The organism is Sphingomonas sp. DG1-23, assembly GCF_030730875.1.
GTDB lineage: Bacteria > Pseudomonadota > Alphaproteobacteria > Sphingomonadales > Sphingomonadaceae > Sphingomonas.
Genome location: NZ_JAVAMA010000006.1, coordinates 56,296 through 68,785, shown reverse-complemented (window position 1 = coordinate 68,785; position 12,490 = coordinate 56,296). Strand labels below are relative to the sequence as shown.

Annotated in this window: 7 protein-coding genes; 4 read left to right on the top strand and 3 right to left on the bottom strand. The window is 66.5% G+C overall.

Annotated features, from left to right (window positions below):
• Positions 1-45: 45 nt before the first annotated feature.
• A complete protein-coding gene (locus tag Q9Q95_RS11325) occupies positions 46-2,784 on the top strand; it encodes a TonB-dependent receptor (protein ID WP_306097055.1) in 2,739 nt (912 codons plus the stop codon).
• Complete coding sequence (locus tag Q9Q95_RS11320; protein ID WP_306097053.1) at positions 2,784-3,935, top strand: glycoside hydrolase family 76 protein; 1,152 nt, start codon at positions 2,784-2,786, stop codon at positions 3,933-3,935. Before Q9Q95_RS11325 ends, Q9Q95_RS11320 begins: the two co-directional genes overlap by 1 nt.
• A 195-nt stretch (positions 3,936-4,130) precedes the next feature.
• On the opposite strand, the gene Q9Q95_RS11315 is transcribed toward Q9Q95_RS11320, so the two are convergent.
• Genes Q9Q95_RS11315 through Q9Q95_RS11305 form a run of 3 tightly spaced genes read right to left on the bottom strand, consistent with a single transcriptional unit; the run spans position 4,131 to position 7,182 of the window.
• On the bottom strand, positions 4,131-4,826 hold the full coding sequence (locus Q9Q95_RS11315) for a gluconate 2-dehydrogenase subunit 3 family protein (RefSeq protein ID WP_306097051.1): 696 nt from the start codon (positions 4,824-4,826) through the stop codon (positions 4,131-4,133).
• Positions 4,823-6,532: a GMC family oxidoreductase gene (locus tag Q9Q95_RS11310; protein WP_306097048.1), complete on the bottom strand. Its 1,710-nt coding sequence runs from the start codon at positions 6,530-6,532 to the stop codon at positions 4,823-4,825. Before Q9Q95_RS11310 ends, Q9Q95_RS11315 begins: the two co-directional genes overlap by 4 nt.
• Complete coding sequence (locus Q9Q95_RS11305; RefSeq protein ID WP_306097047.1) at positions 6,529-7,182, bottom strand: DUF1080 domain-containing protein; 654 nt, start codon at positions 7,180-7,182, stop codon at positions 6,529-6,531. Before Q9Q95_RS11305 ends, Q9Q95_RS11310 begins: the two co-directional genes overlap by 4 nt.
• A 591-nt stretch (positions 7,183-7,773) precedes the next feature.
• On the opposite strand from Q9Q95_RS11305, the gene Q9Q95_RS11300 reads away from it, so the two are divergent.
• Positions 7,774-10,299 carry a TonB-dependent siderophore receptor gene (locus tag Q9Q95_RS11300; RefSeq protein ID WP_306097045.1) on the top strand — a complete coding sequence of 842 codons (2,526 nt, stop codon included), beginning with the start codon at positions 7,774-7,776 and terminating at the stop codon, positions 10,297-10,299.
• 78 nt (positions 10,300-10,377) lie between these two features.
• The gene (locus Q9Q95_RS11295) at positions 10,378-12,459 is read left to right on the top strand and encodes a hypothetical protein (RefSeq protein WP_306097043.1); all 2,082 of its coding nucleotides are present in this window, start codon (positions 10,378-10,380) and stop codon (positions 12,457-12,459) included.
• Positions 12,460-12,490 lie beyond the last annotated feature (31 nt).

The following is a 12,490-nucleotide window of genomic DNA, read 5'->3' as shown; positions in this document are numbered from 1 at the left end:
ATGCGCCGGCCCAACAGGCAAAAGGCGCGCGTGTGGGAGAGTGATATGAGAACGCAACAGGGCGTATTGCTGTCTGCGGTATCGGGCCTGACACTGATCTGGGGGTCGCCGGCACTGGGCCAAACCGCTGCCCAACCTGCCGAAGAGCCTGCCCCAGCTGCCGCCCCCGAAGAGCAAGACGACATCGTCGTCACCGGATACCGCCGCAGCTTGCAGAGCGCCCAAGCGATCAAGCGCGATTCGGACCAGATCGTCGATGCCGTGGTCGCCGAGGACATCGGCAAGCTGCCGGACAATAATGCGTCGGAAGCGCTGGCCCGCATCCCCGGCGTCCAGGTCAATCGCGGCAGCGACGAAGCGGGCGGGGTTCAGGTGCGCGGCCTGCCCAATCTGACCACCACCTATAATGGCCGCGAGGTGTTCACCGCCGAGCTGCGCAACGTCGCGCTGCAGGATTTTCCCGCCGGTGCGCTGGCGGGGCTGGAGGTCTACAAGTCGACCACCGCCGATCTGATCGAGGGGGGCATCGCGGGGCTGATCAATGTCCGCTCGCGCCGCCCGTTCGACTTTTCGGGATTCCAGATCGCCGGTGCGGTCCGCGCGACCTATGCCGATCAGTCCGGGAAGATCGATCCGAACGTCAATGTCCTGATCACCGATCGCTGGGAGACCGGCATCGGCGACATCGGCGCGCTGGTGAACTTCTCCTACACCCAGCTGCATTATCTGACCTCGTCGCGCTACATCAACGGCAACATCGTCGCGCCGCGCGCCGAGCAGGCGGTGACCGGCCCGCGCGACTTCGTCCTGCCCGAGAGCGCGGGCGTCTATTACGACCGCGGCAAGCGCTGGCGGCCGTCGATCAACGGCGCAGTGCAATGGCGGCCGGCGTCCAATCTCGAATTCTATGTCGAAGGGCTGTGGCAGGCGGCGCGGACCAATGTCGAGAACGACTTCGTCGGAGTCGACATGGTCAACGGCAACCCGGCGCTCACCAACATCGTCCGCGATCCCGACGCCCCGGGCCAGCTCGAGAGCGTGACGGTCACGCCCAATTTCGCCGGTGGCGAGGATATCGACTTCTCGCGCAGCACCCGAGCCGGCCGGACCAACACCTATCAGGCCGCGATCGGCGGGCGCTGGGAGATCGACGATCGCGCGACGCTGACCACCGACCTGGCGTATACCGACACCAACGCGGTCTATACCGATCACAATGTCGATTTCGCGCCTGCCTCCGGCCAGTCGGCGGACATCGTGTTCGACGTGCCCGGCGGCGATGGCGGGCCGCAGCTCTCTATCCCCGGCTTCGATGCGCTGAACCCGGACAATTTCATCCTGCGCGGCATCTGGGATCGCCGCTCTTATGCCGGCGGCCGGGGCGTCCAGTGGCGCACCGACCTCAAGATCAAGACCGAGCTTCCGGTCATCACCCAGTTCGATTTCGGCTTCCGCTATACCGATCGCGACGCGCGGCTGCGCAGCGGCGGACGCTATGCGACACTGCGTCCGCTCGGCATCCCGCTCTCGGCGATCCCGGGCGACGGCGGCGCGATCCATGCCGGCTTCCGCGGCAGCGGCGACGCCCAGCCCTTCCGCCAATGGTATGCGCCGACCCGCGACGCGATCTTCGCCAATATCGATGCGATCCGCGACCTCGCGCGCGCGGGGCTGGCGCAGATCGGCACGCCCGACGCGCTCGCCCAGCTGGCGGCCTATGGACCGGACATCCCCGCTTACATCGCCAACGAACGTTTCGACGCGACCGAGCGCTCCTACGCGGTGTACGGCCAGATTCATTACGACACCCGGATCGGATCGCTGCCGATCGACGGCGTGATCGGCGCGCGCATCGTCAACACCGCGACCGAGGCGACGGGGACCGGACTGGTCGACGGCGTGCCGACCCCGGCGACGTCGCGTCAGAATTATGTCGACATATTGCCCAGCGCGACCTTCCGCGCGCATCTGAGCGACCAGCTCCAATTGCGCCTGTCCGCCACCGAGACGCGCACCCGGCCCGAATTCAACCAGCTCAGCCCCGCGCTGACGATCAACCTGAATTCGACTCCGCTGACCGGCAGCAGCGGCAATATCGGGCTGCAGCCGATCCAGTCGTCCAATTACGATCTGTCGCTCGAATGGTATTTCACCCGCACCGGATCGCTGACGGGGGCGATCTTCCGCCGCGACGTGCAGGGATTCATCACCAATCTCAACGTGCCGGTGAACGACCCGCTATACGGTCAGGTGCTGGTCAACCGCCCGGAAAATGGCGGGCGCGGCCGGTTGCAGGGGGCTGAAATCGCCTTCCAGACCTTTTTCGACTTCCTGCCGGGCTGGCTGAGCGGCTTCGGCACCCAGCTCAATGCGACCTATATCGACGCATCGCAATCGCTGCCGGCGGCGCTCGGCGCAGCGGGCCAGGACACCGACATTCCCGGCGTGTCCAAATGGAGCTTCAACGCAGTCGGCATTTACGAGAAGGGGCCGATCTCCGCACGTCTCGCCTATAACTGGCGCTCACGCGTCACCAATTTCTTCGCGACCGATCCGCAAGGCCGGTTGATCGGCGCCGAGTTCAACCGTCCGATCGAGCGGCTCGATTTCTCGCTGGCGGTCACGCCGATCGAGGCGGTGACGCTGACCTTCGACGTGAGCAACATCACCGGCACGCCCTTCCGCGCGCTGCGTGAATCGCCCGACCAGGCAGGCCCGGGCTATCCGCGCGACGTGCGCTACGACAGCCGCGTCTTCGCGCTCGGCGCGCGCTTCCGCTTCTGATGCGCGGGCCGGCACTGACGCGACGCGGCTTTGCGGCGGGCGCAACGCTCGCCACGCTGCTGCCCGCCACCAGCCGCGCGGCGGCACCTGTCACGCGCGCCGAAAGCTGGCGCGCGGCGATGGAGCGCGGCTTCGCGCTGGATGACGGCACCGGGCTCTACCGCGAATATGCGCCGGCGGCGGCGGACGATGCCAAATATGCGACCGAATGGCCGTTTTCGCAGGCCCACATCGCCTATCTCGATCTGGTGATGGCCGACGCCTCGAGCGCGCGCCGTTACGATGCGGCACTGGCCGATATCCGCGCGGCGCAGCAGCTCTATTGGGCCAACACCAGCGCCACCGGGCGTCCCGGCTATCTGTCGCGCGTCGTCGCACCGCTCGGCCAAGGCGACGACCTCTATTATGACGACAATCTATGGGTCGGGCTGGCCGACGTCCAGCATCACCGCTTCCGCGGCGACATCGCTTCGCTGGAACGCGCCAGGGCGGTTTTCGAACTGATCCGCTCGGGCTGGTCGACCGATGCGGACCTTCCTTCTCCCGGCGGCGTGCGCTGGACCCAGAAAGCCGACAATGGCGATCGCAACACCGTGTCCAACATGCCGGCCGCGCAACTGGGGCTACGGCTGCACCAGATCACCGGCGAGCGTGCCTATCTCGACGATGCGCTGCGCTTCTATCGTTGGACCAATGCCGTGCTGCAACGGCCCGACGGCCTCTATCACGACCATTTGAAGCGCGACGGCACCGTCGAGAAAACCGTCTGGACCTATAATCAGGGCGTCCCGGTGGGCGTGAACGTGCTGCTCTGGCAGGCGACGCGCGAAGCCCGCTACCTCGCCGAAGCCAGGCGGATCGCCGCGGCGAGCACGAAGCGCTTCACGATCGAGCGGCTCGACCGCCAGCCGCCCCCGTTCAACGCCATCTATTTCAAGAATTTGCTGCTGCTCGAAAGCGCGACCGGGGGCCGGCAGCATCCAGCAGCAATGCGCGCTTATGCCGATCGCATGTGGCGTCACCGTCGCGACGCGGCGAGCGGGCTGTGCCGGCCGCGCGAAGGCCGCGCCGAATTGATCGATACCGCGGCGATGGTGCAGATCGAGGCGGTCCTGAGCTGGGCTCCGTCCAATTGGTCGCGCCTTTACTGAGCCAGATTGCGCGCCGTTGCCTTGTCGTGCGGGAATCGCTTCCGCGAAGTGTCGCACAGAAATTCGCCCTCGGCGCCGGCCACCGCCGGGCCAGGATGAGCATTTCGAGCGAGCGCCAAGATGTGGGCAAGCAGGCACCACGCACCGCCCCCTCCGCACGCGCCGGGCACTACCCCGGCCCTCCGACGCGCGAGCCTAAGAACCCGTCAGACCCATATGATCCAGCATTTGCGCGAGATGTGCCAGCGCCTCCGGGGTCGGCCCGGGATAGTCGCCAGGCGTAGGCTGGTCTCCGATGAAGCCCATGTCGGCCTTGCCTTCGGGTAGACTGTAGAAGCCCAGCACGAAGAGGTGCCGCAGCGTGTCCATGAACGCGACCGGCTTCGTCATTCTCGCGACGGGCGCCGCGACGACGAGCGCATCGAGCAGTCCGGCGCGCTGGTGCGGCGCGATCGCATCGAATGCGGCCCCGTGCAGGGCGCGGCTCTGCGCATCGAGCCAGATCAGGCCGCCGATCACCTGCGCTCCGTCCGCTCGCTGGATCGGATAGGGTGCGCTGATCCATTCATCGACGAATGCTCCGACCCCCAGCGCGCCGGCACCCGGCGAGCGTTCGTCGGCAGGAAGGATCAGGTCGCCCAGCAGATCGACCGTCGCACGCTGCTTCTTGCTCAACGTCAGCGGCCAGGGGACCTTGGGCGTCATCAGATCCGGATCGCGGCCATAACCCTTGGCAGCAGGCGGCGGGGGCAGCACCTCGGGCCAGTCAACGACGTCGAATGGAGCGGTTGTGCCCTGCCCGGCCGCCATCGCGGGCGGCGACCAGCGGGCGAGCGGCAGCGCCGCCGCGGCGATCATCCACTGCAGCGTCTCGCGGCGCGACGGCGTCATGCAAAGGCTCCGGACTTGAAGCGGGCGGCAAGCCGCTCGGAGGCGCGCAGCGCCAGTGCGAGGATGGTGAGCGTCGGATTCTTGTGCGCGCCGGAGGCGAAGATCGCGCCGTCCATCAGTACCAGATTGCCCACGTCCCAGCTCTGGCCAAAGCTGTCGACCACCGACGACTTCGCGTCGGCACCCATCCGCGCGGTGCCCAGTTCATGGATGATCTCGCCACCGGCGGTGATGAGCTTTTCGGGCGGCAGATCGGGATCGAGGATCGTGCCGTTCATCCGCTTGAACACCGCATGCGCGGTCCGGCGCCCGTGCGCGACCTGGTTGATCTCGTGCTGCGACCAGCGGAAGGCGAACCGCAGCACCGGGATGCCGAATCGGTCCTTCACGCCGGAGTCGATCTCGCAATATGTGTCCTTGTTGGGGATCATCTCGCCGCGCAGCACCATCGCAATCGACGCGCCCGATGCGCTGCGCACTGCCTTTTTGAGCCCCGCCCCCCACACACGCGGCAGCGCAGCGGCCGGCGGCACGCCGAACCGGCCGCCAAGCTCGAAATGATAGCCGCGCGGGAAGTCCAGTTCGCCGCTCTTCTGCTGCTGGTACAGCCAGAACGGAATGTACATGTGCTGGCCGCCGATGCCGTCCTCATTGTAGCGTGGCCGATCGGCGAGCCCGGGAATGAAAGCGCGGAACGACGCACCGGTAGAATCGGTGAGGTTGCGCCCGAGCTGCCCGGAGGAATTGGCGAGCCCGGGGCGTTCGCCGCCGCCCGAATTGAGCAGTAGCCGGGTCGTCTCGCAGGTCCCCGCCGCGAGGATGACCGTGCGCGCCTTGACCTGATGCCGCGCACCCGTCTTGCGATCGACATATTCTACGCCCGCAGCACGGTTTGCGGATGCCATTACCACGCGCGAGACCATTGCGTCGGTCACGATCGTCAGCCGCCCGGTGGCCTTCGCCATCGGCAGGAACGACGTGGTCGTCTGAAACATCGCGCCGATCGTGCAGCCGCGCGTGCACGGTGTCGCGTTGAAACAGGCGCTGCGCGGCGCGACGTCGTCGGGCATGTCGCGCGTCAGCACCGCGGTGTGCGCCGGCCGCACCGGAATGCCGAGGCTCTCGCAGGCTGCCTTGAGGAGCATTTCCGGGACGCGCGGTTTGGGCGGCGGCATCAGGCAGCCCGGCGGGGAGTCGGGATGGTTCTCTAGATCGATCCGCCCGCCATTGACGCCGATCATCCGCTCGACGCGGTCATAGAAAGGCGCGACGTCGTCATAGCCGATCGGCCAATCCACGCCCAATCCATCGCGCGAGAAGGGCTTGAAATCGTACGGGCCCCAGCGCGGCACGTGGCGGCCCCAATGGTTGGTCCGCCCACCTAGCATCCGCGAACGATACCAGCGAAAGTCGGTGCCTTCGCGCATCGTGTACGGCTCGCCATCGACCTGCCACCCACCGCCGACCGTCGCGTCGAAATAGCCGAACGGCTTGTCGGGCGTAGAGGCTCCCCGCAGCGGCGCATCGCTCTCCGGCGCGTACATGTTGACTTCGGCCTGAGGGTCGTAATCGCGGCCGGCTTCCAGCAGCAGGCAGCGCAAGCCCGCCTTGGTCAGACTATAGGCCGCCATGCCGCCTGCGGCGCCCGAGCCGACGATGATGACGTCGGCCGGACCCTCGGCCGGATCGATCGCACCCGGCATCATCGCGCGGAGGGGCCGAGCTTGCGGAGCTTGATGTTCCGGAATGCCACCGGATCGCCATGATCCTGGAGACCGATCACTCCGCTGGGAAAGGTGCCGAACAACGGCATCGTTGCGAACTTCGACCCCGCCACCCGTTTGCGCCAGGCATCGTCGCCAAAAGTAACGTCGGCAGTGAGCTTGCCGTTGAGCCATTGGCGCACGCGGCCCGGCTCGACGCGCAGCCGCGCGTGGTTCCAGCTACCGGCGGGATGCGCCGCGCCCGGCGGCGGCACGGTGAGGTCGTAGAGCGACCCGGCACGATGGGATGGGATCTTGCCGTCGGAATGCCCGGCATCGTCGAGGATCTGCATCTCGAGGCCGGTCTCGTAGATATGCCTGGTCTGCGGCGCGTTTCGCGCGAGATAGAGGACCCCGCTATTGCCGCCGCGCTCGACTTTCCAGTCGAGCGTCAGCTCGAATGCGCCGTAATTCTCGGCGGTGACGAGGTCGGCCCCGCTCATCCCGCCGCTGTTCGCGGTCAGCATCAGGATTCCGTCGCGCACTTCCCACGACGACGAAGGCGCGCTCCCGTCGAAAGATCGCCAGCCGCTGAGGTCGCGGCCGTTGAACAGCAGCTGCCAGCCTTCGGCACGTTCCCGAGCGGTGAGCATGTTCGGCGCCGCTTGCAAGCCTGCCAGTGCGGGAACTGCCGCCACCGCCGTCAGGCAAAGTCCCAAACCGGATAAGATACGCATCAGGTCCCTCCCGTGGCTCGCCCGCTTCCGGGCAGGCGATCGCATACATTGCGGTCGCGGCGCCACGTTCCACCAGATTTGTGCTTTGGTGAAGCGGAAATCGCCCCAACGCCGCGGATCGTGTCAGGGCAGCATCGCGTTGCGCGGCCATGATCAGAAGCGGAAATATCGGCGGCAACAGGATCTGAAAGACATGTTCGGCCTGCCAGCGGACACACTTTCATGGGAAGCGAACGCAACCGGGTCGTTGACGGCGGCTTGCCTCGACGGTCCTAGCCAGAAACCAAAAACCGGAGAAGCTTGCCTGGATAATCGCACCGATCTGAAAAGCATTTCAGATCGGTGCGATCGCGATACCGCCTCCTTGAGAGGGATGTTGCAATCATGCACCACCGGGTGGCGATTTTTCGCCGATGTTCGAGAAAACGTTTTCACAACCCCGCTTTCGCGATAATTCGGGCGTCACGACCGCGTGGCGTCGACGATGCTGGTTGGAGAGGAGAATCTATGTTGCGTTCCGCTCGCGCGGGCGTTCGCGCCGCGCTCTTGGCGAGTGCCGCCCTGCTGCCGCTCGCTGCTCAGGCCCAGACCACGGCCGCCGAGGCCTCCGCTCCCGCCGCGCAGGACGTCGCCGCCGAGGACGAGATCGTCGTTACCGGCCAGACCACGCCCAATCGCCCGCTGATCACCGCCTCGGCCGACATCACGCTGGCCAATCGCGAGTTGATCGATCAGAAGGCAGCGCGCTCCACCGCGGATCTGCTCGAAATGGTCCCCGGCATCTTCGTCGAGGCGACCGCCGGCCAGATCTCGAACAATTATTCGGTCCGCGGGCTTCAGGGCGGCGGCCAGCGCTTCGTCCAGCTCCAGGAGGATGGCCTGCCGATCCTCTATGGCGGCGGCGGTGCCGACTTCTTCTTCGATCCTGACCTGACCATCGATCGCCTCGAGGCAGTCAAGGGCGGCTCGTCGGGCGTGCTCACCGTCAACGGCGCGGGCGCGACGATCAACTTCATCTCCAAGGCGCCGAACTTCGACAAACCCGAGGGCATGGTCCGCTTCACCGGCTATAATTACGGCCTCAAGCGCGGCGATTTCTATTATTCGCAGCCGATCACCGACAAGCTCGCCTTCAACGTCGGCGGCTATATCCAGTCGAGCCCCGGCGTGCGCAAGAACCCGTTCGATTATCAGGGCTGGCGCCTCAAGGGCATGCTCGAATACAAGTTCGACGATGGCGGCTATGTCCGCCTGTCGGGCAAGGGCGGCCATGTCGAGAACGCTTATTATGCCGACCAGCCCTATCGCTTCGAGGACGGCAAGCCGACGGGGGTCCCGAGCCTCGACACCCAATTCGGCAATGTCGGCGGCGACGCCTTCGCCAATATCGCCGTGCCGGTCTCGACCAATGCGCATGCCAGCGGCTATCGCGACTTCAAATATCGCGATGGCGTGGTTGCCAAGACCTGGCAGGCGCGGCTCGACTTCGAGAAGCCCGTCAGCGATTCGTTCACGCTGTTCGGCCATGGCCGCTATCTCGATTATTCCTACGATTTCAACGGCCTGTTCCCGGGTTCGGGCACCGGCAATGCCGGTCTCACCAGCGCGGTCAACTATCTGACGCCGGGCGCCAGCTCGCCGATCAACGACCTGCTCACGCTCGGCCGGGCGGCATTCCCGACGACGACACGGTTCGGCATCAAGAATTTGCGCACCGGCCAGGTGCTCGGCGCCAACCAGACCACAGAGCTCAACGCGCTCAACGGCAACGGCTTCCTCCAGCGGACGACGCTCAATCACGACGCGATCGACGCCCATGACTTCGGCATGAATCTAGGCGGCCGCTGGAACTTCGAGAGCGGCAGCTTCACCAACTCGCTGACCGCGGGCGTGATGTACTACAATACCAGGCGCAGCCAGGATCAGTCGGCCACCGCGAGCGTGGTCAACGACGTCCGCACCAATAGCGACATTTACGACGTCGTCGCGCTCGACGCCGCGAACAACGTCATCGGCACGCTGTCGGACAACGGCCTCGTCTCCTATGGCGACTGGGGCGCAGGCATCCGCAGCCGCAAGGATTCGAGCCTCTCGCTCTATGTGAACGACGAATTCTCGATCGGCGACCTGCACGTCGACGCCGGCGTGCGCTGGGAGCAGGACAGCGCCACTGCGTGGGACGGCAACCAGGCGGCGGTAAACCAGCCGGTTCCGGCCGGCACCGCCGGCGTGCTCCCGACGGTCGGTTCGACCTGGGACGGGACCTATGCCGTGCGCCGCGCGAAGAAGCGGGCGGTGGCCTATACCTTCGGCGCCAACTATCTGATCACGCCGGGCTTCTCGGTCTATGCCCGCTACGCCAACGGCTTCCAGATGAACAATGTCGACCCGATCACCGGGATCGAATTGTACGAGGCCGGAATCCGCTATCAGCATGGCCGCCTGTTCTCGGGATCGGCGACGGTGTTCCGCACCAATTTCCGCAACCAGAACTATAATTTCGCCGATCCGGTGAACCCGACGCAGCAGAGCAACATCAACGCGGACCTGCGCACCAACGGCGTCGAGCTCGACCTCAATGTGCGTCCGGTCGACTATTTCTCGATCGACTTCCAGGGCGTGTTCCAGGATCCCAAGCTGGTCAATCTCGCGATCAACGGCGCCAACCAGGAGGGCTTCGAGGGCAATCGCCCCGAGCGCACCCCGGCGCAATTGTTCACGATCACGCCGACCTTCAAGCTGCCGAACGGTCTCGGCGAGGTCTATGGCCGCTACAAATATATCGGCAAGATCTACGCCGATGCGGGCAATGGCGTGGCGCTTCCCAGCTATGGCGTGACCAGCCTCGGCGCCTCGTTCAACCTCAGCGAACGGCTGCAGGTCAGCGTAAATGCCGACAACATCTTCGACGTGGTCGGCCTGACCGAAGGCAATCCGCGCCAGGGCCAGACCCAGGCGATCACCGATGGCTATTTCTATGCCCGCGGCATCGTCGGCGTCACCTATGGCGGCACGATCACGTTCAAGTTCTGATCGACCGCAAGGACGCAAAGGGGGCGCGGCAACTGAAAAGTTCGCCGCGCCTTTTCGTATCGGGAAGAGGAGAAGCCAATGCAAGGTTCGATGCGCGCGGCGGTGACGGCAGGTTTGCTGCTCTCAGGTGCCCTTCTGGCTTCGGGAGCCGTGGCCCAGCAGCGCGGCAACGCGCCCGAACTCGCCTACAGCCTGACCGAGGGACAAAATCTCAACGCCTTCGTCCGCGACGGCGAGGTCGCGGCGCATCTGCTGCTTCGCAACGGCAGCGAGCCGCGCATCCTCGTTGCCTTCCCCGCGGGCAATAGCGGCGTCGGCCTGTGGTTCGAGCCGCTCTCCCGCGCCGCGACGTGGCACCTCGACCAGTCTCCCCGCCCCCGCACCCTCACCGACGACAAGGGCCGCCCGCTCCACGGTATCGAGACGATCGCGACGATCGATGCGCCGCGCCTCGCGCTCAGCCAGGCAGTGCTCTCCAACGTCCGCTTCCTACGCGACTATCAGGCGATCCGCGGCTTTCCGCCCGAGCTCGCCACTCCCGCCCGCATCGAAGGCAATCGCATCCTCTACGCGCGCGATCGTGTCGACGGCGCACCAGGCTATCGGCTCGAGCTTGAGGTGCTCGGCGGCCGGATCGCAAACGGCGCGATCCTCGCCGGCGCCGACGGCCGCGTCCGCTTGCGCATAGTCGCCGCGACGGGCGACACCCCGCTCACCGGCCTCAGCAAGGCCGAATTGCTCAACGCCCACGCCGCCGCCGATCCCGCCGCGCGCGACGCCCTCGCCTTCCTCAGCTATCGTGAGAAGTTCCTCGCCGGCTCGTGGCGGTTCGACACCTATTTTGGCCGCGACACCTTGATGTCGGTCCGCCTGCTGATGCCGGCGCTCAAGGGTGCGGCGGTCGAGGCGGGGCTCGGCTCGGTGCTCGCCCGGCTCAACCCCGGCGGCGAAGTCGCGCATGAAGAGGGACTCGCCGAATTCGCGCTGATCGATCACGCCCGACACAGCCAGCCGGGCGGCGCCGCGGCGACGCTCGATTACGGCATGATCGACGACGATTATATGCTCGGCCCCGTCGCAGCCGAGTATCTGCTCGGCCACGCCACCCCGGCCGCAGCGCGCGCCTTCCTGGCGTCGAGAATCGCCAGCGAGGCACGGCCCGGCGCCGCCGATCCCGCAGGCGTGCTGCTGGTGCGCAATCTCCGCTTCGTCATCGATCAGGCCACGCCCTTCGCGCGCGATCCGCGCTGGAACAGGCTGGTCGGAATCCATCAGGGCCACATGACCGGCCAATGGCGCGACAGCGAGGAAGGCATCGGCCGCGGCCGCTACCCCTATGACGTCAACGCCGCGCTTGTTCCCGCGGCGCTCGAGGCGGCGGACAAGCTGCTGCGCGCCGGGCTGCTCGATCGCTATCTGACGTCGGCCGACCGTGCCGCCCTCGCGCGCGCCGCCGCGATGGCCGCCATCTGGCGCGAAACGGCGCCGGATCTGTTCGCAGTCGAGACCCCCGCACCCCGCGCCGCCGCGCAAGTCCGCGAATATGCCGCCCGCGTCGGCGTTCCCGCCGCGCCGGCGCTTGCCGCGCTCAACGGTCGGCCGCTGCGTTATCATGCCATCGCGCTCGACGATCACGGCAAGCCGGTGCCGATCCTCAACTCGGACGAGGGCTTCGCCTTGCTGTTCGGCCATCCCGATCCGGCCGCGCTGCAGACCTATGTCGGCGCGCTGGCGCGGCCGTTCCCGGCGGGTCTGATGACCGATATCGGCCTGCTCGTCGCCAATCCCGCGCTCGCTGCTCCGGAGGTGCAGGATCGCTTCACCCCCGCCGCCTATCATGGCGCGGTGGTGTGGTCGTGGCAGCAGGCAATGTTCGCCGCGGGGCTCGCGCGCCAGCTCGCGCGCACCGACCTGTCTCCCGCGACGCGCGCGGTGCTGAAGGATGCGCAGACGAAGCTGTGGCGCGCGATCGAGGCGACGCGCGCCACGCAGAGTTCGGAGCTCTGGTCCTGGGCCTTCGAGAATGGCCGCTACAAGGTGGTGGCGTTCGGCGCAGGCAAGGCGGATGTCGACGAGTCCAACGCCGCGCAATTGTGGAGCACGGTGTATCTCGCGGTACGGCCGCCCAAGGCAGGGCCGGGAAAGCCACGCCGGCGTTGACGCGCGCCCATCGTCATTCCGGCGAAAGCCG